21 protein-coding genes are annotated in these 24,306 nt (G+C 71.5%); 12 read left to right on the forward strand and 9 right to left on the reverse strand.

Annotation, left to right across the window (positions count from 1 at the left end; genetic code table 11):
* The 4 genes from I0Q12_RS20545 to I0Q12_RS20560 all read right to left on the reverse strand — a co-directional run.
* A partial coding sequence (locus I0Q12_RS20545; protein ID WP_197254101.1) for a phytoene/squalene synthase family protein occupies positions 1–820 on the reverse strand: 820 nt, incomplete at its 3' end.
* Positions 813–2,417 carry an alpha-(1->6)-mannopyranosyltransferase A gene (locus I0Q12_RS20550; protein WP_197254103.1) on the reverse strand — a complete coding sequence of 535 codons (1,605 nt, stop codon included), beginning with the start codon at positions 2,415–2,417 and terminating at the stop codon, positions 813–815. The genes I0Q12_RS20550 and I0Q12_RS20545, both read right to left, overlap by 8 nt.
* A gap of 91 nt (positions 2,418–2,508) precedes the next feature.
* Positions 2,509–4,095, reverse strand: coding sequence for a phytoene desaturase family protein (crtI, locus tag I0Q12_RS20555; protein ID WP_197254105.1), 1,587 nt, complete (start codon positions 4,093–4,095; stop codon positions 2,509–2,511).
* A complete protein-coding gene (locus I0Q12_RS20560) occupies positions 4,095–5,237 on the reverse strand; it encodes a polyprenyl synthetase family protein (protein ID WP_197254107.1) in 1,143 nt (380 codons plus the stop codon). Before I0Q12_RS20560 ends, crtI begins: the two co-directional genes overlap by 1 nt.
* A 91-nt stretch (positions 5,238–5,328) precedes the next feature.
* Here I0Q12_RS20560 and metF point away from each other — a divergent pair, with 91 nt between their 5' ends.
* The gene (gene metF / locus I0Q12_RS20565; RefSeq protein ID WP_374068747.1) at positions 5,329–6,309 is read left to right on the forward strand and encodes a methylenetetrahydrofolate reductase [NAD(P)H]; all 981 of its coding nucleotides are present in this window, start codon (positions 5,329–5,331) and stop codon (positions 6,307–6,309) included.
* Positions 6,310–6,316: 7 nt separating this feature from the next.
* On the opposite strand, the gene I0Q12_RS20570 is transcribed toward metF, so the two are convergent.
* From I0Q12_RS20570 to I0Q12_RS20590, 5 genes are read right to left on the reverse strand one after another with little or no spacing between them, the layout of a single operon-like run.
* The gene (locus tag I0Q12_RS20570) at positions 6,317–7,453 is read right to left on the reverse strand and encodes a glycosyltransferase family 2 protein (protein ID WP_374068750.1); all 1,137 of its coding nucleotides are present in this window, start codon (positions 7,451–7,453) and stop codon (positions 6,317–6,319) included.
* Positions 7,454–7,457: 4 nt separating this feature from the next.
* Positions 7,458–8,195: a DUF3153 domain-containing protein gene (locus tag I0Q12_RS20575; protein WP_197254111.1), complete on the reverse strand. Its 738-nt coding sequence runs from the start codon at positions 8,193–8,195 to the stop codon at positions 7,458–7,460.
* 32 nt (positions 8,196–8,227) lie between these two features.
* Positions 8,228–9,070: a carotenoid biosynthesis protein gene (locus tag I0Q12_RS20580; RefSeq protein ID WP_197254113.1), complete on the reverse strand. Its 843-nt coding sequence runs from the start codon at positions 9,068–9,070 to the stop codon at positions 8,228–8,230.
* On the reverse strand, positions 9,067–10,656 hold the full coding sequence (locus I0Q12_RS20585) for an NAD(P)/FAD-dependent oxidoreductase (RefSeq protein WP_197254115.1): 1,590 nt from the start codon (positions 10,654–10,656) through the stop codon (positions 9,067–9,069). The genes I0Q12_RS20580 and I0Q12_RS20585 overlap by 4 nt, the downstream gene beginning before the upstream one ends.
* Before the next feature lie 9 nt (positions 10,657–10,665).
* Entirely contained in the window at positions 10,666–11,298 is a 633-nt protein-coding gene (locus tag I0Q12_RS20590; RefSeq protein ID WP_197254117.1) for an N-acetyltransferase, read from the reverse strand.
* 216 nt (positions 11,299–11,514) lie between these two features.
* Here I0Q12_RS20590 and I0Q12_RS20595 point away from each other — a divergent pair, with 216 nt between their 5' ends.
* The 11 genes from I0Q12_RS20595 to I0Q12_RS33395 form a co-directional block, all read left to right on the forward strand.
* Positions 11,515–11,907, forward strand: coding sequence for an SAV_6107 family HEPN domain-containing protein (locus tag I0Q12_RS20595; protein ID WP_307846375.1), 393 nt, complete (start codon positions 11,515–11,517; stop codon positions 11,905–11,907).
* A 184-nt stretch (positions 11,908–12,091) separates the two neighbouring features.
* A complete protein-coding gene (locus tag I0Q12_RS20600) occupies positions 12,092–12,511 on the forward strand; it encodes a DUF3040 domain-containing protein (RefSeq protein ID WP_197254121.1) in 420 nt (139 codons plus the stop codon).
* Between the two features lie 487 nt (positions 12,512–12,998).
* Positions 12,999–13,430 carry a division/cell wall cluster transcriptional repressor MraZ gene (gene mraZ, locus I0Q12_RS20605; RefSeq protein ID WP_068160088.1) on the forward strand — a complete coding sequence of 144 codons (432 nt, stop codon included), beginning with the start codon at positions 12,999–13,001 and terminating at the stop codon, positions 13,428–13,430.
* 244 nt (positions 13,431–13,674) lie between these two features.
* Positions 13,675–14,700 (forward strand): 16S rRNA (cytosine(1402)-N(4))-methyltransferase RsmH, encoded by a 1,026-nt coding sequence (gene rsmH / locus I0Q12_RS20610; protein ID WP_197254123.1) that lies wholly within the window; start codon positions 13,675–13,677, stop codon positions 14,698–14,700.
* A gap of 3 nt (positions 14,701–14,703) precedes the next feature.
* A complete protein-coding gene (locus I0Q12_RS20615) occupies positions 14,704–15,480 on the forward strand; it encodes a hypothetical protein (protein ID WP_231611088.1) in 777 nt (258 codons plus the stop codon).
* Positions 15,477–17,384: a peptidoglycan D,D-transpeptidase FtsI family protein gene (locus tag I0Q12_RS20620; protein ID WP_374068748.1), complete on the forward strand. Its 1,908-nt coding sequence runs from the start codon at positions 15,477–15,479 to the stop codon at positions 17,382–17,384. Before I0Q12_RS20615 ends, I0Q12_RS20620 begins: the two co-directional genes overlap by 4 nt.
* A gap of 118 nt (positions 17,385–17,502) precedes the next feature.
* Positions 17,503–19,206 (forward strand): UDP-N-acetylmuramoyl-L-alanyl-D-glutamate--2,6-diaminopimelate ligase, encoded by a 1,704-nt coding sequence (locus tag I0Q12_RS20625; RefSeq protein ID WP_374068749.1) that lies wholly within the window; start codon positions 17,503–17,505, stop codon positions 19,204–19,206.
* Positions 19,203–20,744, forward strand: a complete 1,542-nt coding sequence (gene murF, locus I0Q12_RS20630) for a UDP-N-acetylmuramoyl-tripeptide--D-alanyl-D-alanine ligase (RefSeq protein ID WP_197254127.1) — start codon at positions 19,203–19,205, stop codon at positions 20,742–20,744. Before I0Q12_RS20625 ends, murF begins: the two co-directional genes overlap by 4 nt.
* The gene (mraY, locus tag I0Q12_RS20635; protein ID WP_197254128.1) at positions 20,741–21,820 is read left to right on the forward strand and encodes a phospho-N-acetylmuramoyl-pentapeptide-transferase; all 1,080 of its coding nucleotides are present in this window, start codon (positions 20,741–20,743) and stop codon (positions 21,818–21,820) included. Before murF ends, mraY begins: the two co-directional genes overlap by 4 nt.
* Positions 21,821–21,824: 4 nt before the next feature.
* Positions 21,825–23,348: a UDP-N-acetylmuramoyl-L-alanine--D-glutamate ligase gene (gene murD, locus I0Q12_RS20640; protein WP_197254130.1), complete on the forward strand. Its 1,524-nt coding sequence runs from the start codon at positions 21,825–21,827 to the stop codon at positions 23,346–23,348.
* A gap of 74 nt (positions 23,349–23,422) precedes the next feature.
* A partial coding sequence (locus tag I0Q12_RS33395; protein ID WP_231611111.1) for an FtsW/RodA/SpoVE family cell cycle protein occupies positions 23,423–24,306 on the forward strand: 884 nt, incomplete at its 3' end.

Consider the following 24,306-nt stretch of genomic DNA (forward strand, 5'->3'; position numbering starts at 1 on the left):
ACCCGTGGTCCTCGACCTGGTCGAGGATCCGGCCGTACAAAACGAACGCCGCCCGGATGCCCGGCCGGACACGGTCCGGGAGCAGGGCCAGTCCCGGCTCGGCGCGCCGATATTCGGCACGCGCGAGCGCCACGAAATGTGCCAGCGCCCGGCGTACCCGCGGATCGGGTGTGCCGGTGCGCCGGCATTCGGCGAGCAGTTCGTCGTCCACCCCGAACGCGGCCCAGCCGTCGGCAGGGAGGTAGATCCGCCCGCGCGCCAGGTCCTCACCGACGTCCCGCACGAAGTTGGTCAGCTGGAACGCGGTGCCCAGCGCGGCCGCGTACGGGCCCGCCCGGTCGGGGTCCTCGACACCGAACACCGGTAGCAGCTGCAGGCCGATCACCACCGCCGACCCGTACATGTACTCCTGCAGCTCCGCCATGTCGCGGTACCGGTCGCGGAACTGGGCGGTCGCCGGGATGTCCATCCGCATCGACCGCACGAACGCCTCGAAATAGTCGACGGGGATCTCGTAGCGGTGAATGGTGTCGGCCGTGGCCCGGACCACGAGGCCGATGTCGTCGGCCGGGCAGGGATCACCGGCGAGCGCGGCGTGCAGACGCGCGTGCACCGCGTCGACCTGCCGGGACGCAGTGGCGGGATCGTCGACGGAGGTCACGTCGACGATGTCGTCGACGGTGCGGGCGAACCCGTAGAGGGCGTGCACACCCGCGCGACGGTCCGGGGGCAGCAGTCGTGCCGCCAGGTGGTAGGTGCGGCCGTGCGCGGCGGTCAGCCGCTCGCAGTACCGGAACGCCGCGCCCAGGTCGTCAGTCACCGGTGGAGGGCTCCGCGGATGCCGCCGGAACCCGATCGGCCGTCGGTGCGGGCGCCGGGCGCCGGGAACGCAGGTGCAGCGGATCGACGGTGCGCAGCGACAGCGCCGCGACCACCGACACGAAGATCGCGACGGCCACGTGTGCCGCGTTGTACATGCCGATCGAGCCGTCCGGGTTGAAGATCACCATCAACCAGGTGGACAGGCCCACGAGCACCATCAACGTCCGCGTCGACATCGCGAACGCCGCGGCGACGGCGAGCGGCCACGAGTAGTACCAGGGCAGCGCGGCGGGGGAGAGGACGGTCACCGCAGTCAGCACGACCACGATGCCGAGGACGGCGTCGCGTTCGGTCCGCCGGAACCGCCACCACGCCCACACGAGGATCACCAGGAGCGCCACCATGCAGATCATGCGGGTCACGTCGAGCACCGGGCCGAGCCGCCACGGCGTGAACCACGTGACGACGTGCGCCATCATCGTCGGCAGCGACAGCCAGTTGATGATCTTCGACGATCCGGACAGCGCCGTGAGCCATCCGATGCCGACACCGGCCAGCGCGGACGCGGCACCGAACACGGCGGCGAAAACGACGACGCCGATACCCGCGGTCTTGACGAACAACCGGACCGGCGCGGCCGGATCACGCCCCTCCTCACGGGCCCGGTCCCGTTCGTGCACCATCCACACCCAGACCAGGAACGGCAGGGCCAGGCCGGCGGTGGCCTTGATCGCCGCGCCGAGCGACACGAGCGCGATCCCGCCGACGTGGCGGCGCTCGAGCACGAGCACGATGCCGGCCATCATGAGGCCGACCATGAGAAGTTCGTTGTGGACACCGCCGACGAGGTGGATCAGCACGAGCGGATTGAGCACGGCCAGCCACAGCGCGATGGTCGGATCGCCGCCCATCCTGCGGGCCAGTTTCGGCACCGCCCACGCCATCAGGACCAGGCCCGGCAGCATCGTCAGCCGCCACAGCCACGTCCCCAGCACCACATTGTCCCCGGTCAGCGACGTGATTCCGGCGCCGAGCAGCAGGTGCACGGGTCCGTACGGTGTCGTCGTGGTCTTCCACACGTTGCTGACGTTGTCGAGCAGGATGCCGGGATTGACCACCGGACCGTCGACATACGGATCGAACCCGTCCCGCAGCATCGCGCCCTGGGCGAGATAGGAGTACGCGTCGCGGCTGAACAGCGGCGTCGCGATCAGCAACGGCACCACCCACACGGACAGCACCTTCCAGGTGTCGCGCAGGCTCACCAGACCGGCGCGGGCACTGCGGCCGAGCCGCACCCACGCCGCGATCATCAGCAGAACGCCCGTCCACACCAGGATCGTCGACAGCAACAGCCCGTGACCGAACCGCAGCCACGACAGGAACATCTCCTCGAGCAGCGGATCCTGCCGTCGGACGCTCCCGGCACCGAAACTGCCGAACGCCAGCAGCGCCGCGCCGACCGCCCCGAGCAGCGCGGCGTTCCCGGCGGGGCTGCGCAGGAACGGGCCGATGCCTCGGCCGGGCTGCCGCGGCTTCCCGTCCGCGGTCGGTGAGGCGTCCGGTGCGGCGTCGGAGGCAGCAGGGGACGACATGGTTACGGTTACCTCCCCCTGATGCACGCAATGACACGGTGCAGATGTGCACACGTGACACCGTGCAGATGATCTACGACGAACAGACAGTTTAGTTGAGTCCCGGAACCGCGCCGCCCACCGTGGGGGAAGGCGCGGTCGACCGGCGCCGGACCCCGAGCCGTTCGGCGGCGAGCCGACCCGAGAGCAGGACCGTCGGAACCCCTACCCCGGGCACCGTGCCGGACCCGGCCAGCACCACGTTCGGATAGCGCGGATCGAGGTTGCGCCGCCGGAACGGGCCGGTCTGCCGGAACAGATGCGCGCCGCCGAACGGGCTGCCCGCCAGCATGCCCCGCTCGAGCCACGTCTGCGGCGTGTCGACGTGGTCGATCCGGAACCCGTCGGTGATCCCGTCGAACCCGCGCCGTTCGAGTTCCGCACACAGTTCGGCCGCATACGGCCCGGCGAGCGCGTGCCAGTCGTAGGGCGCGCTGTCCAGGTTCGGGCACGGCGCCAGCACCGACAGCGGTTCGTGCTCGACGCCGTCGCGGACGAACCGCAGTCCGGGGTCGCTCAGCGCGGGCCGGGTGATCAGCAGCGACGGATCGCGCATCAGCCGGCCGCGGCCCCGGCGCGCGGTGATCTCGGCGAACGTGCTCTCCCAGGCCGTACCGAACTCGATGGTGTGATGGTGACGGGCCGCCCACTCCGCGCTGACGGCGGTCGGGATGCTGCCGTGCAGCACCACCGCGGACGGGGACGCCACCGTGCGCCGTCGCCGCGGCTGCGGCAGCAGTGCGTCCACCACCGGCAGGTCCGGTGTCAGCACGACCGCATCGCACGGGTACCGGTCGCCGCCGGTGGTGCGCACCGCGACCACCCGGCGGCCGTCGAACTCGAGGTCGCCGACCTCGGTGCCGAGCCGGAGCGTGCCGCCGGCCGCCACCAGGGCGTCGGCCATACCGCGCGCCACCGACCGCATGCCGCCCTCGACGGAGAACACCCCCAGGGAGGTGTCCATGTGGGCGATCGCCGCGTACACCGCCAGCGCCTTGGCCGGCGCCACCCCCGCGTACAGCGCCTGGAACGTGAAGATGCGCCGCAACCGCGGGTCGGTGACCTTCCGGTTCACCTGGGCGCCGAGCCGGCCGAAACCGCCGAGCCGGACGAGCCGCAGCAGGTCCCGCGCCGAGGCCGGGGAGCCGACCAGGTCGAGGGGGGAGTCGAAGTTCGCGTCCATGAAGTGGGCGAACTCGGCGTCGAAGATGTCCGCGAGCCAGCGCCGAAGCCGCAGGTAGCGGCGCGCCTCGTCCGGGCCGCACACGCGGGTGACCTCGGCGGCCATCCGATCCGGATCCGAGTGCACGTCGATGCTGCTGCCGTCGGCGAACCGGGCGTGATAGGCGGGCGTCATCGGATGGATGCGCAGCGGTGGATCCACCGTCGTGAAATCCGCGCCGACCGCGGCGAGTGCGTCGGCGATCAGGTCCGGCATCGTCAGGACCGTGGCGCCGTTGTCGATCTCGTAGCCGGGCCCGACGTGGGTGCCGACCCGGCCGCCCACCGACCTCTCGCGTTCGAGGACGGTGACCTCGCGGCCGTCCCCGCGCAGGTGCAGCGCCGCGGCCAGGCCCGCGAGCCCGGCGCCGACCACGACGACGCGATCCGCTCCGGCGACGGTGCGCAGCGGGCTCATCACGCTGTGCGCCGCGTCGCGGCCAGGGCCCAGTCACGCAGCATGGTCTTGCCCTGGTCGGTGGCGTCGGACGCGTCGAGCGCGGCGAACGCGTCCTCGGTGAGCGCGGCGATCCGACGTTCGACCTGGTCGACGGCTCCGAGCTCGGTCATCACCGCCCGCATCCGTTCGACCTGCTCGTCGCTCAGATCCGTGCCGATCCCGTCGCGCAGCAGCTGCGCGGCGGCCGGGTCGGTCGCGTCGGCGGCGGCGAGAGCGAGCGCGAACAGCACGGTCCGCTTCCCGGCGCGCAGGTCGTCCCCGGACGGCTTGCCGGTGACCTCCGGGTCGCCGAACACCCCGAGCAGGTCGTCGCGCAACTGGAACGCGATGCCCACGTCCGTTCCGAATCGGCGGTACGCGTCCACCAGCGCGTCGTCCGCCCCGGCCAGGACCGCACCCAGATGCAGGGGGCGCTCGATCGTGTACGCCGCGGTCTTGAACCGGTTCACCCGCATCGCCGCCTCGACCGATTCGTCGCCGGCCGACTCCCCGGCGATGTCCAGGAACTGGCCGCCCAGGACCTCGGTGCGCATCGCCGACCACACCGGCGTGACCCGCGCCGCCGTCGCAGCGTCCAGCCCGGCCTCGCGCAGCATGTCGTCGGCCCACACGAGCGCCAGGTCGCCGAGCAGGATCGCCGCGGCTTCACCGAACCGCTCGGGGACACCGAGCCACTGCGCGGCGCGGTGGTGTTCCGCGTACTCGACGTGCACCGTGGGATAACCGCGGCGGGTCGTGGAGGCATCGATGATGTCGTCGTGCACGAGCGCACCGGCCTGCACCAGTTCCAGCGCCGAGCACGCGCGCAGCACCGCTCCGGCGTCCGGTCCGGACGGGTCGCCGCCGGCGCCGATCCAGCCGGTCCAGGCGAATACGGGCCGCATCCGCTTGCCGCCGCGCAGGACGAACGACTCGAGAGCCGTGACCGCTTCGGGGTAACCCCCGCCGACCGCGGCGACGATCTCGGCGCGTGAGACGAAGAAGTCCCGCAGGGCGCCCTCGACGAGTTCGGGCAGCAGCGAGGGCGGAACGTGAGCAGATCCGGTGGACAGGGGATTCCTCCTGGTCGAATGGGCGGGCGCCGACGCCGGGTGGGGCATGCACCGGGTCGGTGGGGACGTCGCGGCGCCGAAGACCACCCTATCGGGGGCACGAGGAACCCACCCCCCTCCGGCCACCTATGCTTGTCGGGTGACATGCGATTCCGTCAGCGGGGGCCAGGGCGGCGGGACCTCCCGCACACCGTCGATCGTGGACCGGCTGCGGGTACCGTCCCACCGCCGGATTCCCTTCTCCGTCGAGTTCTCTCCGCCCCGTGACGCCGACGCGGAGGCGCGGCTCTGGCGTGCCGTCCGGGAGTTCGAACGGCTCGGCCCGGCGTTCGTGTCCATGACCTACGGCGCCGGGGGTTCGACCCGGGACCGCACGGTCCGTGTGACCGGCCAGCTCGCCGAGGAGACGACCCTGCTGCCGGTCGCGCACCTGACCGCGGTCGGGCACAGCATCGACGAGTTGCGCGCGATGGTCGGGGCCTATGCGGACCGCGGAATCAGCAACATCCTGGCCCTGCGCGGCGACCCGCCCGGCGATCCGCTGGGCGAATGGACCAAGCACCCGCAGGGCGTCGAGCACGCCGAGGAACTGGTCCGGCTCGTGCGGGAACTCGGCGACTTCCACGTCGGTGTGGCGTCCTTCCCCGAGGGGCACTACCGCTCCCCGGATCTCGACCACGACACCCGGTACCTGGTGCAGAAGTTGCGGGCCGGCGCCGAGTACTCGATCACGCAGATGTTCTTCGACGTCGAGCACTACCTGCGGCTGCGGGACCGGGTCGCGGCGTGCGACGCGGAGCAGGCGCTCAAGCCGATCATTCCCGAGATCATGCCGATCACGTCGCTGCGGTCGGCGCGGCGCAGTCTCGAACTGTCGGGCTCCCGGCTCCCCGCGGCACTCGAGGAACGGCTCGTGCGGGCCGCAGGCGACGGCCCCGAGGAGAACCGTGCCGCGGTGCGCGAGGTCGGTATCGAGGTCGCGACCGAGATGTGTGAGCGGCTCATCGCCGAGGGCGCACCCGGATTGCACTTCATCACGCTGAACTTCGCGCGTGCGACCCGCGAGGTGCTGGCGCGGCTCGGGATCGAGGTCCCCACTCCGGTGGTCCAGCCCGCCTGACGAACGCTCAGGGCAGGGGCCGGTTCTTCCAGCCGGTCCGGCCCTCGCGCCGGGCGCGCAACGAGGCGACCGTCAGAGCACCGAACCCGGTGATCGCGGCGGGATGCCCGAGCGCCGCCACCGCATCCGATCCGGTCGGGGCGCTCCCTCGCTCGGCGGACCGGGCCAGCGTGCGCGAGACGAGCGCCGCGGCAGTGCCGGCCAGACCCCAGCGCCGGACGGAACCGTGCCCGGCGACCGCGGCGACCGGGGGTAGCACGTAGGCCAGCGTGTACCCGGCGAGGACCGCGACCGCACCGGCGGTGGATCCGAACGCCGACCACAGCCAGCGGGTGTATCCGGCGGTGAGCTGCCGGCGATCGAGATACATCCGGCACGACGCGAGCGGCCCGGCCGCCGCGACCACCGTGCGACGGCCCGCGGCACGCAGGGAGCGGGCGAGATCGAGGTCCTCCGTGGGACTGGACGCGACCGCGGCGTGACCGCCGATCGCGGCGTACGCGCGGGCGTCGAAGACGAGGAACTGCCCGCACGCCACCGCCATCGACGGCCGGGTCGTACGATCGGCCACCGCGACCGGCAGCGACGAGAACCAGGACCAGCACAACAGCGGCTGCAGCAGGTGCTCCGCCGGTGATCCGGCCACCTGGAACGGCCAGGGCGAGAGCAGGTCGGCGCCCATCCGCCGCAGGGACGTCACCGCCGCGGCCAGCGCCTGCGGTGCCAGACGCACGTCCGCGTCGACGAACACGATCACGCCGGTGTCCGCGGCCGGTGCCGCGACCCGGTAGGCGTGCGCGCACGCGGCAGCTTTACCCGTCCAGCCCACCGGTGGCTGCTCCGTGCTGCGTACCACCTCGATGCGGTCGTCCCCGGCGGCGGCCCGGCGCGCGGCGTCGGCGGTGCCGTCGGACGAGTCGTCGTCGAGAACGATCACCCGCATCCCCGGTACGCCGTGCTGGGCACGCAGGTCCGCGACGAGATCCGGCACCCGGTGCGCTTCGTCGCGGGCGGGGACCAGCACCGTGACCGGTTCGGTGGTGGCGGTGCCGGGTTCGAGCCGTGGGAGCGTGAGCCGGTTGGCGACGGCGGTGACCGCGCCGAACAGTGCTACCGCCGCGCCGGCGCGGGTGACCGCGGTGATCACGCTACGAATTGTCGGAGTCCGGGGCCGGGCCGGAGCCGGAGTCGGGATCCGGCCCGGTCGCCGACGTGCGGACGGGTGCCGGGTTGCGATTGAGCCAGGCCAGGCCACCGATGATCAGTGCCACCCCGAGCGTGACCCCGGCGACGATACCGGCCCACCCGGCGAAGCCGCGGGTGTTGGGATCGGAGTAGCGGACCTCGGCGCGCAGGTTCGTCACGTCCCCGGCGGGCAGCTTCCACGTGACGACCGAGTCGGACTCGCGGGTGCCGTTGGTGGTGGCGATCCGGGCCGGGAACGCGATCGTGAACTGCACGTCCGTGCCCTGCGCGGGCACCGATTCGAGGTCGACCTTGCCGGTGAGGGACACGAGATCACCGGCCCGCTGCAACGAGATCTGGAACGAGCCCGCGCTCTGGTCGGTCATCGCGCCCAGTTGCTGCACGTCGCCGAACGACAGGTCGCTGAAGAACACCTGGCTGCCGACGTAGCCGTCCTGCTTGTACTCCTGTACCCGGACGCGTCCGGCCAGCGATTCCGGGACGACGAGCTGCGGTCCCTTGTCGTTGTCGTCGACCGGGATCGTCGCGGCGACGATCTGACCGGACACCCGGTCGTCGGCCGAGACACCCATCGTCACCTGGGCACGCAGGCAGCCCGCGAGCAGCGGAAGCAACAGGAGAAGGAGGACCGCCTGCCGGATCGGGCGGCGACGGGGAGCAGGGATGAGGGACGGCTGCACAGCGGATATCGTGCCAGCATCCTGCGGGGGTGTCAGAGGTCCGGGGGTGTTCCGGCGAGTCGCCGCAGGTTCGGGTGCGCTCGGCGAGCGTGGACCAGCGACACCAGCAGCGGGACGCCGAGCAGCCCCATCACGACGAATCCGTACATCGCCGACCAGCGCAGCTCCGGTGCGTCGAGGAAGACGGTGTGGGCGAGTGCCGACCCGAGCCACGTCCACAGGAACAGGGCGACCGGCACCGCGTCGCTCCGGGTCGTCCGGGGCCATCGTGTCGCGCCGCCCGTGGGCTGCCGGGTCACCCGGTCGAGCGCGGTGAGTGCGGTGGCCATGACGGCCGCGACGACCACCCAGCCGGCGTAGTTGGTGAGCGGGATGTGGGCGAGCCCGGGGAGCCCCGGTCCGTGACACCACGTCCACTGCCCGTCCGCGACCATCTGCGGATCCAGGTACAGGTCCCATCCGACCATGCCGACCGTCGCCGCGGCGATCCGCGGGGCGGGCCGGCGGGTCAGCCGCGTCGCCACGCACCACACGGGGTACAAGCCGGCGGTCCATGCCAGCGGTACCACGAGCGGGACGTCGAACAGCGCGGGACCGAGCCGGTCGGTGGCGTAGGCGTAGCACCCGTACGGGTATCCGGTGGCGGTACCGACGACCTCGGACGCGAATCCGAGCCCGGCCGAGATCGCGAACAGCCCGGCCGCCCACGCGCCGCCCCGGTGCGACGTGGCGTGTGCCGTACAGGCCGCGGCCAGCAGTGCCACCACGAGAACGGTGACGACGTCCCGAGCGGATCCGTGCGTGAGCGGATACGCGATCTGAGCGGCCACGGCGGCGACCGCGAGTGCCACCGCCGCGGTGGGGCGCTCGATCATCCGCTCGTCAGCCGGCGGACGAGGCGGCGCGCGGGTCCGCCGGCGGTGTCGGTCAGCGCGGCCCGGGCGGCGCTGCGTCCGCTCGCGCCCGACACGCCGCCGCCGGGATGTGTCGACGCACCGGTCAGATACAGCCCGGGCGCGTCGGGCACCCGATGCCGGGAGAGTTCCGGCAGCGGCCGCCACATGAACATCTGGTCCAGGGACATTTCCACATGCATGACGTTGCCGCCGATCATGCCCAGTTCCTGCTCGATGTTCTCGGGGGTCTGGATGTGCCGGTGCTGGATCGACGCGGTGAACCCGGGGGCACGCGACTCCATCTCGGCGACGATCCGGTCGGCCTCGGTTTCGGCGAGGTCGGTCCAGCGGCGACCGCCGGACAGCCGGTGCGGATGCCACTGGGCCCACAACGTCACCTGGTGCTCACCCGCCGGTGCGATGGACGGATCCAATGCGGTGAAACTCATCCCGAGGACCGCCGGGCGCGGCGGCAGTTCGCCGGCGAGCGCGGCACCGTGCGCAAGCCGCAGGTGGGCCCGGTCCTCGACCAGCAGTTGCAGTCCGCGCGTGGTGTCGGCGGCGGACTCGGCCCCGGCGTACGCGGGAAGCGCGTCGGTGGCCAGGCGCAGCACCATCCCGATGCCCGGCCCGACGCGGATGCGGCGACGCCAGTCGGTCAGCCGCGCGCGGTCGTAGCCGCCGCGTTCGAGCAGGTCCAGCGTGGTCAGGATGTGGCATCCGGCGACCACCGTGCGCGCGGTGACGGTGCGGCCCGATTCGGTCCGGACCACCCACCCGCCGCCCGAGCGGCGCAGTTCGGTGACGCCGTCGCCGAGGGTGACGGTGCCGCCGTCCGCGGCGAGCCGGGCAGCGAGAGCGCGGGTGAGGGCACCACTGCCGCCGACCGCCCGGCCCGGGGGCAGCGTGTGCATCAGGGCCGCGAACCCGACCATGGGCGCGGTTCCCGGTTCGGACATCGGGGGCCCCGACTGCGCGCCGAACCACGCGAGCGCGGCCTTCAGCGGCTCGTCGTCGAAGTACTCGTCGAGCAGCGCGTCGCCGGAGGCCAGGAACTGCCGCGACAGGTCGCTGCCGCCGCTGCCGGTGTCCAGACCCCAGAACGACGAGAGGAGGTGCCGTCCGGTGGGCGGCGCGGAGAACGAGCGCATCACGGCGGCACTGCGGGGACCCCACACGTCGACGAAACGCCGATAGGCGTCGGCTTCGCGTGGGCCGCATGCGGTTTCGATCGATCGGCAGGTGCGGTCGAGGTCGCGATGGAAGACGATGCCCGGACGGTCGCTGCCCGGTGGCGCGGGCGCGAACGCCCACGGGTCGCAGTCGAGGTAGCGCAACCCGAAACCGTCGAGCTCCAGTTCCTCGAGGATGCCGGTGTGCCGGATCATGATGTGCGCGGACGAACCGCGGTCGACGGCGTGGCCCGGGAACCGTTCGACGGTGGAGACGGCGCCCCCGAGCACGGTGTCGCGTTCGAGCACCTCCACCGACCGGCCGGCGCGTGCGAGATAGCACGCGGAGACGAGGGCGTTGTGCCCGGAACCCACCACGACTGCGTCGATCACGGGCTCAGGCTATCGCCGCGGTCCGGTCTCGAGCGGCGGCCGGGTCTCGATCGTGAGGGGGAGCTCGCGCCCGAGCACCGCGAACGGTCGCGCATCACCGGTGAAGACGAACCCGCGCACCACGTCGCGGAAGCCGAGGCGGCGGTACAGCCGCCACGCGCGGTTGTCCTCGTCCGGTACCTCGGGGGTGGACAGGAGCACCGCGCGCTCCGGCCGGTCGTCGAGCAGTCGCAGCAGGAGGGCTTCGCCGATGCGGTGTCCCTGCGCATCGGGATGAACGTGCAGTTCGGTCAGTTCGAAGTAGTCGCCGAGTGTGGCGTCGATCTGTTCGACGGAATATCCCGCGTGCCGCATCCCGGTGCGGACCTGCTGGTTCCACCACTGCTGCGGAGCGCCGCGGTAGCCGTACGCGATCGCGACGAGGGTCGACGGGTCGTGCGGGAGGGCGGCGGCCACGGCACGCCACCCGGGACGGCCGGCGTGTTCGGACCACATCGGGGCGCGGTGGTACTCGGTTCCGCGGGGATATTTCATGGCCGCGACGTAGATGGGCAGCATCTGGGGCAGGCGCGCGCGGAATTCCGCGGGGGACAGGTCGAGAAGAATCGGCGCCGCGTCGTGCGGGATCGGGTCCGTGCTCATGCGGGGAGGAGTCCGCCTTCCCTTGACGATATGTCGGTGGGTCCAGCTATATTGAATACGTCGAACGCATGTTCGACAACGGTGATCCGGTGATGTTCGAGGGAAGCGAACATCCCCGGATCACCCACCCGAGTCACGGGGAGGTGAGTGATGGTCGTGCCACAGGTTGCCGACGGGGGAGCAGGGTTCGGACGTCGAGGCTGCGTAACGCGTCCGGTGTCCTCGCGGGCGGCGACGATGCTGCGCCGGGCCGACGAGTTGCTGTCCGAGGCCGCCGGGACCCGCGACGCCGCGGAACGCTTCCAACTCGCCTACCTCGCCGCGCTGCGGGGAGCGGGGGCCGTGCTCGCGGTCGCCGAGGTTCGCGCCGGTCAGGTGGTCCGGCGCGCCCGGACCCGAAACGCGTGGGTGCTCATGGCGAAGGCGGATCCGGGATTCGCGCGCTGGGCGGACTTCTTCGCCGACCGCTCCGAGACCCGGGCTGCGATCGAGTCCGGCATCACACGGACGCTGCCGGCCGACGAGGCCGACAGGTTCTACGGCGAGGTCGGGTCGTTTCTCCACGAGGTGGAGGATTGTCTCTCCGATCGTGTGACCGTTCCCGAGTGAGCGCGGGACCTTCGGCGCCGGGCCGCGGGGACGTTCGGAAGCCCGTGCGGGACTCCGTGTCGGAGTTGGTGGTCCAGCGCATGATGTACTCGTATTATGAGAATCAGGCGGCCGTCAAAGTCGGCCCCCCGTCGTTTCCACCGGAGGAATCGGCGGCCACCGTTTTAGTGCCGGGGGAGGTACCGTGCCACTCTCCGAGCACGAGCAGCGCATGCTCGATCAGATCGAGAGCGCGCTCTATGCTGAGGATCCCAAGTTCGCCTCGACCGTCCGAGGCAGTCGGTTGGGCATGGCAGGCAGCCGTCGACGGCTGCAGGCCGGTGCGCTGTTCGTAGTGGGTCTGGCGTTGTTGATCGCGGGTGTCGCCCTGCCGGTGAAGCCGGGCGGGTTCCCGATCATCAGCCTGCTCGGCTTTCTTGTGATGTTCGGCGCGGGCGTTCTGCTCCTCGTCGGAGGTCGGCGCGGAAAGCCGCTCGGTGATGCTCCTCGCGGGGGCGGATCCGGTTCCGGGCAGGGAACCCGGGCCCGAGGGAACCGCAAATCCACCGGTGGGTTCACCCATCGGATGGAGGAACGCTTCCGGCGGCGTTTCGAACAGGAATAGCCGCGAGTTCGCCCACGAGTAGAAGGCAGTCCGCGAAACGGCGCGACCCCACGTAAAGGGGTCGCGCCGTTCGTCGTCTCGGGGATGCCGCGACGTGCGTCACGTGCGTGCCGGGCGCGATGCGCGCATCGCCCCGTATTTACCCCTCGGATTCACCCCCACCCGACTCCTCCCACATCGCCCCACCGAGCTGCGGGACGCCTCCGAGTCGGTCCGGAGCGGCCGCATCGACCTGGGGTTTTCCGGTGTCGATCGGAGCCGGCCCGGGACGCGCACGGCCGGTGGCTGCCGCGGAGACCCGCCGACCCGAAAACGCCCCACTCCACCCCACCTCCGTTGAGCAGCGATTTCGGGTGAAACGCCCGGCGATTCGGGCCCGTAATTGGTTGAACGTGGGGCAAAGTGGGGTACTGTGGGTCGCGGCGGAGCGGCTCGGGTTGCCCCGCCGGAGACGAATGGTCCGGCCGACTAGGGCGGGGGGTGGCGAGTGTTTCTCGGCACCCATACCCCGAAGTTGGATGACAAGGGTCGGCTCACGTTGCCGGCGAAGTATCGAGACGAACTGGCGGGAGGGCTGATGATCACCAAAGGGCAAGACCACAGCCTGACCGTGTTTCCGCGCGACGAGTTCGCGGCGCTCGCGGAGCGGGCCGCTGCCGCGTCGCGCAGCAATCCGCAGGCGCGCGCATTCCTGCGCAGCCTCGCGTCCGGCACCGACGAACAGCGACCCGACGCGCAGGGCCGGATCACGCTCTCCGCGGCACACCGCAAGTACGCCGGGCTCACCAAGGACTGCGTCGTGATCGGGGCGATCAAGCACCTCGAGATCTGGGACGCGACGGCGTGGGAGACCTACCTCGCCGAACACGAAGAAGAGTTTTCGGAGGCGAGGGACGAGGCGCTGCAAGACATCCTGTAAACCGCTGCTTCGGTCGCGCGGCGAGTGCCGCGAGGCCTCTGCCCGAGGCCGACCCTGACGCACTTCCCCAGCGCCAGGTTCGGCAACGGAGCCCTGACGCACTTCCCCAGCGCCAGGTCCCCGAATCGGACAGAGACCTCGATGCATTCGCCGCCCGCGTATCGGCACGCCGACGACCGTCCACCGATCGAACCCCACGTCTCGATTCGTTTCCCGAATCGACCGAACAGGAAGCGCAGGAAACATGGTGGACGGCGAGGACGACGCGAAATCCGGTGCAGCCGGTGACGTCCCCGCCGAAGGTTTCGCGCATGTTCCCGTGCTGCTCGAACGCGCCGACGAGCTGCTCGGTCCGGCGATCGAGGCGATGGGCCCCGGTGGTGAGGGTGCCGTGTACGTCGACGCGACCCTCGGTCTCGGCGGGCACTCGGAGCACTTCCTGCGTACCTACCCGGGATTGCGTCTGATCGGTCTCGACCGCGATCCGGACGCCTTGGCCATCGCGAAGGCGCGCCTCGCGCCGTTCGCGGACCGGACCGATTTCGTCCATACCCGCTACGACGGGATCGCCGACGCGCTCGAAGAGTGCGGACTCGATCGGATCGGGTCGGTCCACGCGATCCTGTTCGATCTCGGGGTGTCCTCGATGCAGCTGGACGAGGCCGGCCGGGGCTTCGCGTACTCGCAGGACGCGCCGCTCGACATGCGGATGGACCCGACCGTCGGCATCACCGCCGCCGACGTGCTCAACACGTACAGCCACGGCGACCTCGCCCGCATCCTCAGCACCTACGGGGAGGAGCGGTTCGCGGGGAAGATCGCCTCCGAGATCGTGCGGACGCGCGAGAAGACGCCGTTCCGGACCAGCGGGCAGCTCGTCGAACTGCTCTATCGGACGATCCCGGCCGCGTCGCGCCGCACCGGCGGTCATCCCGCCAAACGCACGTTCCAGGCGCTGCGGGTGGAGGTCAACGCCGAACTCGACTCGCTCCGGGCCGCTGTGCCGGCGGCTCTCGACGCGCTCGCCGTCGGCGGGCGCGTGGTGTTCATGTCGTACCAGTCCCTCGAGGATCGGGTGGTCAAGGCGGAGCTCGCTCCGCGCTCGAAGTCCCGGAGCCCCGAGGGGCTGCCCGTGGAACTGCCCGGGATGGGACCGGAACTGAGAATCCTCACCCGGGGTGCGGAGAAGGCCTCCCCACAGGAGGTGGAGCGCAATCCACGCTCGGCGCCCGTACGCCTGCGTGCCGCAGAACGAATCGCCAGGAGGTAACCGATGACCGTTCAGGTGGCATCCCCGCTCCGTCGTTCGGCGCGATCCACGGCGGCGCAGCGCGCGTACCAGCGGCGGAACCAGCGCGCCGCCCACCTCGGTGTGACCGGCGAGTCGCGGGGCGCGACCACGGCGACGCAGCAGCCCACGGTGGCGACCCGGATCCCGTTCGTCGCAACGATCCTCGCGCTGCTCGGCGTCGGCATGGCCGTCACGCTGCTGCTGACGACCCGCGCGGCGGAAGACTCCTACCAGCTCAGCGCCGCCCGGGCGCACAACGAGACCCTGCGGCAGGAACGCGCGGTTCTGCAGCGCGACGTGGAAGCCGGGAACTCGGCGCCCGTGCTCGCGGTGAAGGCCGCCGAACTCGGCATGATTCCGACCGGGGAGGTCGCGCGCCTGGTCGTCGGTGAAGACGGCTCGGTCCGGGTCGTGGGGACGCCGACCGCGGCGAACGGCGCACCGGCGGCGCCGTTGAACGCCCCGACCGCGGCCGACCGCACCGGGCCCGCGCCGCTGGCCGGCAGTGCGGGAACCGAGAATCCGCGGCCGCTGTCGCTGGGTGGTGACCGATCGGAGAACCCGGCCCCGGTGCCGGCCCCGGCACGGGCGGAAGCCCCCGCGCCCGCGGTGGCACCCGCACCTGCACCGGCAGCCGCACCTGCGCCGACGGAGCCCGCCGCCACGCCGGAGACCGGTAATGCGGCCGTCGCGCCGCCGCAGGCGGAACAATTGATGCCCGTGAACCCGACGACGCAGTCCGAGGACGGGCGCCGGTGAGCCGAGGCGCTCAACCTCGCAGGCCCTCGAGCAGCCGCACACCCGCACCCCGCCGCCCGGCCCAGGCCGGACGTGCGGGGTCTCGCCGGACTGCGGCCACGACGTACACGACCGAATTCGGATTCCGGAACAGGATCGGGCGCGCCGCCATGTTCGGCGCCCTCGGGCTCACCGCCGCGATGCTGCTGTGGGTTCAGGTCGTGCAGGCCCCGAGTCTCACCGCGGAAGCGGCGAACCAGCGCACGACGCGTCTGGTCGAACCCGCCACCCGGGGGACCATCGCCGATCGCAACGGGGCCCCGCTGGCCTACACGATGGAAGCGAAGGCACTCACCTTCCAGCCGCAGCGCGTGCGCGCCGAACTCGACGAAGCACACGCGAAGGACCCGTCGAAACCGGAAACCGGCGAATACCTGAAGGGCGTCGCGAAGACGGTGCACGAAGCCCTGGGCGACGCCGCACCCGAGAAGGATGTGCTGGCAAAGCTCGAGAGCGACGAAACATTCGTCTACCTCGCGCGCGGCGTCGATCCCGGGGTGGCCGCGGCGATCGTCGACGAGTACGACAAGGTCGGCCTCGAACGCCAGGACATCCGCCTGTATCCGGGTGGGTCCCTCGGCGCGAACATCGTCGGTGCGACCGGCTGGGACGGTCACGGCCTGCTCGGCCTCGAATCGTCGATGGATTCGGTCCTGGCCGGCACCGACGGTTCGTCGACCTACGACCGGGGATCCGACGGAGCCGTGATCCCCGGCAGCTGGCGCGACCGTCAGGCCGCCGTCGACGGGTCGGCGGTCGAACTGACCATCGACGCCGACATCCAGTACTACGTCCAGCAGCAGGTGCAGCGTGCGAAGGAACTGTCGGAGGCGAAGAACGCGTCCGCGGTCGTCCTGGACACGCAGACCGGCGAAGTGCTCGCGATGGCCAACGACGGCACGTTCAATCCGGCCGTCGGCATCGACAAGCAGCCCGACGCGCAGCTCGGCAACCTCGCGGTGAGCTCGCCGTTCGAACCCGGCTCGGTCAACAAGATCATCACCGCCGCGGCCGCCATCGAGGACGGGGCGACCACGCCCGACGAGGTGCTGCAGGTACCCGGCTCGATCACGATGGCCGGCGTCAGCGTCAAGGACGCGTGGGACCACGGGGTCGTGCCGTACACGACCACCGGTGTCTTCGGGAAGTCCTCGAACGTGGGCACGCTGATGCTCGCCCAGCGGGTGGGGGAGGACCGTTTCGCACAGATGCTCGAGCTGTTCGGGCTCGGTCACCGCACCGATGTCGGATTGCCGGGCGAGTCCGACGGCCTGGTCCCCAGCCGGGAACAGTGGTCCGGCGGTACCTTCGCGAACCTGCCGATCGGGCAGGGACTGTCGATGACGCTGCTGCAGATGGCCGGGATCTACCAGACCATCGCCAACGACGGCGAACGCATCGCACCGCGCATCGTCCGCGCGACGATCGCCCCCGACGGCACCCGAACCGAGACACCCCGACCCGAACCGGTCCGGGTCATCGGGGCGCAGACTGCCGCCACCGTCCGGGACATGTTCCGCTCCGTCGTGCAGGACGACACCGGCAACCAGCGCGGCACCGGCACACCCGCGGCGATCGAGGGCTACCAGATCAGCGGCAAGACCGGCACCGCCCAGCAGATCGACCAGAACTGCAAGTGCTATTCGAACTCCGAATACTGGATCACCTTCGCCGGAATCGCCCCGGCCGACGACCCGCGGTTCGTGATCGGGATCATGCTCGACGCGCCGAAGCGCAGCGCCGACGGCAGCGGTGGTCAGTCCGCGGCACCGTTGTTCCACAACATCGCCGCATGGATGTTGCAGCGTGAGAACGTGCCGCTGTCGCCCGACCCGGGCAGCAAGCTGATCCTGCAGGTCGACTGAGCGGTGACCCTGTTCGAACGGCGGTGCCGGTGTCGGTAACGTGTCACGGCGGGAAGCGTCCCGTCACCGCGGACGAACAGCGACCGGCAGGCCGCTGCGGCAGAGCGAGAGGAACCTGGTGCCTGTGCCCCCGAGTCCGGATCCGTCCCCTCCCACGGAGGGGCTGAGACCCGAACATCCACCGGCGACTCGGCTCCGGGAGCTGGCAGACGCGGTCGGCGCCCACCACACGATCGTGGTCCCGGACGATTACGGGGGCACCGCCGATCCGGCGGACACCGTCACCGGCATCGACCTGCGTGCCCAGGCCGTGCAACCCGGCGACCTGTTCGCGGCGCTTCCCGGAGCCCACGCGCACGGCGCCCAGTTCGCCGCGACCGCACTCGAACGCGGCGCGGTCGCGGTGCTCACCGATTCGGCGGGACGCGACCTCGTCGCCGCGACGGTCACCGCCCCCACGCCCGTCCTCGTGCACGACGACCCGCGGTCGGTGCTCGGTGCGGTCTCCGCCGCCGTCTACGGCCACCCCTCGCGCCGGATGCAGGTCATCGGCATCACCGGCACCTCCGGCAAGACCACCACCGCGTACCTCGTCGAAGCCGGGCTGGTCGCCGCCGGCCGCTCCACCGGGCTCGTCGGGACGGTCGAGACCCGCATCGCGGGCCGTCGCGTCCCCAGCGCGCTCACCACCCCCGAGGCACCGCAACTGCACGCGCTGTTCGCCGCGATGCTCGAACGCGGCATCGACACCGTCGTGATGGAGGTGTCGAGCCACGCCCTGGCTCTCGGCCGGGTCGGCGGCGTCGGATTCGCGATCGGCGCGTTCACCAACCTGTCGCAGGACCACCTGGACTTCCACAAGGACCTCGACGACTACTTCGCCGCGAAGGCCCTGCTGTTCGCCGCGGGGTCGCCGCACAGCGCGGCACGGGCCGTGGTGTGCGTCGACGACGAGTGGGGTGTCCGGATGGCCGAGATCGCTCGCGCCGCCCACCCCGGCCCCGCCGACCCGAGCGCTGTCGCCACCGTTGCCACGTCCCCGACCGCACCGGCCGCGGACTGGACCGCGACCGCTGCGACCGCCGAGACCGACGGCTCCCAGTGCTTCACCCTGACCGGACCCGACGGCACCGCGCACCGGGTACGGGTTCGGCTGCCCGGCCACTACAACATCGCCAACGCCGCCCTGGCCACCGCGGTGTGCGCCGCCGCCGGTGTCGACCCGGACACCGCCGCCGAGGGCATCGCGTCGGTGTCGGTCCCCGGCCGGGTCGAACTCGTCGACCGTGGCCAGGACTTCCTGGCCGTCGTCGACTACGCGCACAAACCGGCCGCGCTGGAAGCGGTGGTCGCCACCCTGCGGGGCCGCAGCAGCGGACGCATCGCGGTGGTCGTCGGTGCCGGGGGGGACCGCGACCGCGGCAAACGCGCCCTCATGGGCGCCGCCGCGGCCCGCGGCGCCGAACTCGTCGTCGTCACCGACGACAACCCGCGCACCGAGGATCCCGCGACCATCCGCGCGGCGTTGCTCGACGGAGCCCGTTCGGTGCCGGACGCCGAACGCGGCGAGATCCTCGAGATCGGCGACCGCGCCGCCGCGATCGAAACGGCGGTCCGCTGGGCCCGCCCCGGCGACATCGTGCTCGTCGCCGGCAAGGGACACGAGCGCGGCCAGGAGATCAACGGGGTCAAGTACCCCTTCGACGACCGGGAGGTGCTGGCGGACGCTCTCGAGCGTCTCCGGGCCCTGCGCCCGGCACACGCAGCCGACGAATCCGGCCGGAACGGCACGGGCGTCACCCGAGATGGAGGAACAGCATGATCCCGATGACCCTGGCCCGCATCGCGGAGGTCGTCGGTGGGACCCTGCACGACGTGGACGACCCGTCGACGGAGGTGACCGGCACCGTCGAGTTCGACTCGCGGCGGATCGGCCCGGGTGGGCTGTTCCTCGCGCTGCCCGGCGCCCGATCCGACGGACACGACCATGCTGCTGCGGCCGTCGCCGCAGGTGCGGTCGCCGTGCTGGCCGCCCGGCCGGTCGGCGTCCCGGCGATCGTGGTGCCCCCGGTTCCGCGGACCGAGACCAACTCGCTCGCCTTCGAACACGACACCGACGGCTCCGGCGCGGCGGTCCTCGCGGCCCTCGGCCGGCTCGCGCGGGCCGTCGTCGACGACCTGACCGCCACCGGCCTGACCGTCGTGGGCGTCACCGGGTCCGCCGGCAAGACGTCGACCAAGGATCTGCTGGCTGCGGTGCTGGCGCCACTCGGCGAGGTCGTCGCCCCACCCGGATCGTTCAACAACGAACTCGGCCATCCGTGGACGGCACTGCGCGCCACCCGCGACACCCGCTACCTGGTGCTCGAGATGTCGGCGCGCGGCCCCGGCCACATCGCGGCCCTGGCCGCGGTGGCACCCCCGCGCATCGGCGCCGTGCTCAACGTCGGCACCGCGCATCTCGGCGAGTTCGGATCGCAGGAGGTCATCGCGCAGACCAAGGGTGAGCTCGTCGAGTCGCTGCCGTCGGTCGCCGACGGCGGTGTCGCGATCCTCAACGCCGACGACCCCCTGGTCGTGAAGATGGCCTCCCGCACGAACGCCCGCGTCGTCTTCGTCGGCAGCAGTCCCACGGCCACGGTGCGCGCCGAGAACGTGCACCTCGACGACTCGGCGCGCGCGTCGTTCACGCTCGTCGTCACCGATCCCGACGCCGAGGGCGGCCGGCGCAGCGCCGACGTCACGCTGGCCGTGCACGGCGAGCACCACGTCGGCAACGCGCTGACCGCCGCCGCGACCGCCCTCGAATGCGGCGCGACCCTCGAACAGATCGCGGCCGCGCTCGGCGGTGCCGCGCCCGTGTCGGCGCACCGCATGGCGGTGCGGACCCGCGCCGACGGTGTCACCGTCATCGACGACGCCTACAACGCCAACCCCGATTCGATGCGGGCCGCGCTCAAGGCGCTGGTGACCATGGCACGCGCCGGGGACACGCCGCGGCGGACGTTCGCGGTGCTCGGCGAGATGGGGGAGCTGGGCGACGACTCGGTCGTGGAACACGACCGCATCGGCCGCCTCGCGGTGCGCCTCGACGTCACTCGGATCATCGCCGTCGGCGCGACGCGCCCGGTCCGCGGCCTCTTCCAGGGCGCGGTGATGGAAGGATCCTGGGGCGAGGAAGCCAGCCACGTTCCGGATGCGGACGCGGCGATCGCACTTCTCGAAGACGAACTCGAACCGGGCGACGTCGTCCTGGTGAAGGCGTCGCAGTCGGTCGGCCTGTGGTCGGTCGCGGACGCGGTTCTCGGTGCCGGAACCGGGAACACTGATTCTGGTGTGGAAACGGAGGCTGCACGGTGAGACAGATCCTTTTCGCTGCCGGCATCGCGCTGGCGGTGTCGATCCTGCTCACGCCGGTGCTGATCAAGGCGTTCACGCGGCAGGGCTTCGGCCAGGAGATCCGCGTCGAGGGGCCGCAGAGCCATCAGGCCAAGCGTGGCACCCCCACGATGGGTGGCGTCGCGATCCTCGCCGGCCTGTGGGCAGGGTACTGGGGATCGCATCTGATCGGTCTCGGATACGACGCGGAGGGCCCGACCGCGTCCGGTCTGCTGGTGCTGGGCCTGACCACCGCGCTCGGCGGCGTCGGATTCCTCGACGACTTCATCAAGATCCGCAAGCAGCGCAACCTCGGACTGAACAAGACCGCCAAGCTGGTCGGCCAGCTCATCGCCGCGGTCGCGTTCGGCATCCTCGCGCTGCAGTTCCGCAACGACAGCGGCCTGACCCCCGGCAGCACGCATCTGTCCTACGTCCGCGACATCGCCACGGTATCGATGGGCTCGGTCGTCTTCATCCTGTTCGTGTACCTGTTGGTCAGCGCCTGGTCGAACGCGGTGAACCTGACCGACGGCCTCGACGGTCTCGCGGCCGGCTCGATGAGCCTGGTGCTCGGCGCCTACGTCATCATCACGTTCTGGCAGTACCGCAACTCCTGTGTCGCCGAACCGGGCAAGGGCTGCTACGACGTGCGTGACCCCCTCGATCTGGCGCTGCTGTGCGCGGCCGGCGCCGCGGCCTGCATCGGGTTCCTGTGGTGGAACGCGGCCCCGGCCAAGATCTTCATGGGCGACACGGGTTCGCTCGCGCTCGGAGGCATGCTCGCCGGCCTGTCGGTCACCACCCGCACCGAGCTGCTCATGGTCGTCATCGGTGCGCTGTTCGTCGCCGAGGCCGCGTCGGTGGTCATCCAGGTGGCCGTGTTCCGGTCCAGCCGCAGGCGCGTGTTCCGGATGGCGCCGTTCCACCACCACTTCGAGCTCGGAGGCTGGGCCGAAACCACGGTCATCATCCGGTTCTGGTTGCTCGCGGCCATCGCCTCGGCCGTCGGCATGGCCCTGTTCTACAGCGAATATCTATCGGCGATCGGGGACTGACGCGGTGACGCACGAACTGGAATGGCTGCGCGGGACCCGGGTGCTCGTCGCGGGCGCCGGGATCTCCGGACGTGCCGTCGTCACCCCGCTCACCGACCTCGGGGCGCAGGTGACGGTCACCGACCGCAACGCCGAGGCCCTCGAACGCTGCCGTGAACTCGGCGCCGACACCGTCGGTCTCGACGAGCTCGTCGCCGAGGCCGAGGCACATCCGGAGGCGCTGCGCCGGTTCGCGCTCGTGGTCACGAGCCCAGGGTTCGCGCCCGACGCGCCGCTGCTCTCGCACGCCGCCGGTGCCGCGGTCCCGATCTGGGGCGACGTCGAACTGTCCTGGCGGATCGACCGCGCCGAGATCTACGGTCCGCCCCGCCGCTGGCTCGTGGTGACCGGAACCAACGGCAAGACCACCACCACGATGATGCTGCACGCGATCCTCGAGGCCGCCGGTCTGGCGTCGGTGGCCTGCGGCAACATCGGCCTGCCGATCCTCGACGCGCTGCGGCGCACCGAGCCGCGCGCCGAGGTCCTCGCCGTCGAACTGTCGTCGTTCCAGTTGCACTGGGCGCCGTCGGTGCAGCCCGAGGCAGGGGTCATTCTCAACATCGCGGAGGACCATCTGGACTGGCACGGCGGCATCGAGGGATACATCGACGCGAAGGCCCGCGTGCTCACCGGCACCGTCGGGGTGCTCGGCCTCGACGATCCGATCGCCGGGGGCCTGCGCGACCGGTCCCAGGCCGTCGTCACCGTCGGATTCACCCTCGGCTACCCGCAGCGCGGGGAACTCGGCATCAGCGGCGATGTCCTGGTGGATCGCGCCTTCGCGGATTCGGCCGTGTTGGCGGCCGTCGCCGACGTCTCGCCCGCCGGGCCCGCCGGGCTGTCCGACGCGCTGGCCGCCGCGGCGCTCGCCCGGTCGATCGACGTACCGGAATCCGCGGTCCACGACGGCCTGCGCCGCCACCGGGTCGGGCCGCACCGCGCCGCGCCCGTCGGTACCGTCGACGGCGTCGAGTACGTCGACGATTCCAAGGCCACCAACCCGCACGCGGCGCGCACGTCGCTGCTGGCGCGCGAGAGTGTGGTCTGGGTGGCCGGTGGGCTGCTCAAGGGTGCCCAGGTCGACGACCTCGTCGCGGAGGTTGCGCCGAGGCTGCGCGCGGCGGTGTTGATCGGCCGTGACGCCGACCGGATCGCCGAAGCGCTGGCGCGACACGCCCCGCAGGTCCCCGTCGTCCACGTCGACACGCGCGACGATGGATCGGTGACCAGCCCCGAGTCTTCCGGCGCCGTGCGCCGGGTCCCGTTGCCGGGTGCCGACGGCCCCGCCGCGATGCAGGTCGTGGTGCGCGAGGCCGCGGCGCTGGCGTCGCCGGGTGACGCGGTGCTGCTGGCCCCGGCCGCGGCGTCGCTGGACATGTTCGCGGACTATGCCGAGCGCGGCCGCAGCTTCGCGGCGGCCGTCGAGTCGCTGCAGGGCGTCGAACAGCAGGGTTCCGAACAGCACGGGGGCGGGTCGGAGGGGTGACCACCACCGCGCCCGGCGGTTCGCCGGCATCCACCCAGACCGCCGCGACCGCGCGAGGCCGCGTCGGGCAGTGGATGGCCCGGCCGCTCGCGTCCTTCCACCTGGTCGTCACGATCGCGGTGCTGCTCACCGTGCTCGGCCTGGTGATGGTGCTGTCCTCGTCGAGTGTCGAGGCGGTCGCCAGCGACGGATCCGCCTACGGTCTGTTCACCTCCCAGGTGATCTTCGCGATCCTCGGTTTCGTGGTGTTCTACATCGCGCTGCAGGTGCCGGTGCGGATGCTGCGCAGGTTGTCGTTCCCGGCGCTGGCTGCGACCGTCGTGATGCTCGCGCTCGTGCTCATCCCCGGCATCGGCACCGAATCGCAGGGCACGCGAGGCTGGTTCGTCATCGCCGGCATCTCCATCCAGCCGTCCGAGCTGGCGAAGATCGCGTTCGCGGTGTGGGGCGCGCACCTGCTCGCGACGCGCCGCGGCGAACACAGCACGCTCAAGGACATGCTGGTCCCGCTGATCCCCGCGGCGCTGCTCGTGACCATTCTGATCGTGCTACAGCCCGACCTCGGCACCACCGTCTCCCTCGCGATCATCGTGCTGGCCCTGCTGTGGTTCGCCGGCCTGCCGCTGCGCGTGTTCCTCGGGATCGTCGGCACCGCAACCGCACTGGCGGTCGTCCTCGCCCTCACCGCCGGATACCGCTCGGCGCGTGTGCGAGCGTTCCTCAACCCCGGCGAGGACCCGCAGGGCATCGGCTACCAGGCGCGGCAGGCGAAGTTCTCCCTCGCGGACGGCGGTATCTGGGGCCGCGGCCTGGGACAGAGCCGCGCCAAGTGGAGCTATCTGCCCAACGCGCACAACGACTTCATCTTCGCGATCATCGGCGAGGAACTCGGCTTCCTCGGCGGGGTCGCGGTCATCGGCCTGTTCGGTCTGTTCGCGTACGTGGGCCTGCGCATCGC

Origin of the sequence: Rhodococcus sp. CX (assembly GCF_015865005.1) — a bacterium.
Classification (GTDB): domain Bacteria; phylum Actinomycetota; class Actinomycetes; order Mycobacteriales; family Mycobacteriaceae; genus Rhodococcus.

Coding starts and splice junctions, on each gene's coding strand:
- I0Q12_RS20550 (WP_197254103.1), bottom strand. CDS start 2,417: ATGTCGTCCCCTGCTGCCTCCGACGCCGCACCGGACGCCTCACCGACC.
- crtI (WP_197254105.1), bottom strand. CDS start 4,095: ATGAGCCCGCTGCGCACCGTCGCCGGAGCGGATCGCGTCGTCGTGGTC.
- I0Q12_RS20560 (WP_197254107.1), bottom strand. CDS start 5,237: ATGCCCCACCCGGCGTCGGCGCCCGCCCATTCGACCAGGAGGAATCCC.
- I0Q12_RS20580 (WP_197254113.1), bottom strand. CDS start 9,070: ATGATCGAGCGCCCCACCGCGGCGGTGGCACTCGCGGTCGCCGCCGTG.
- I0Q12_RS20590 (WP_197254117.1), bottom strand. CDS start 11,298: ATGAGCACGGACCCGATCCCGCACGACGCGGCGCCGATTCTTCTCGAC.
- rsmH (WP_197254123.1), top strand. CDS start 13,675: ATGGTGGACGGCGAGGACGACGCGAAATCCGGTGCAGCCGGTGACGTC.
- I0Q12_RS20615 (WP_231611088.1), top strand. CDS start 14,704: ATGACCGTTCAGGTGGCATCCCCGCTCCGTCGTTCGGCGCGATCCACG.
- murF (WP_197254127.1), top strand. CDS start 19,203: ATGATCCCGATGACCCTGGCCCGCATCGCGGAGGTCGTCGGTGGGACC.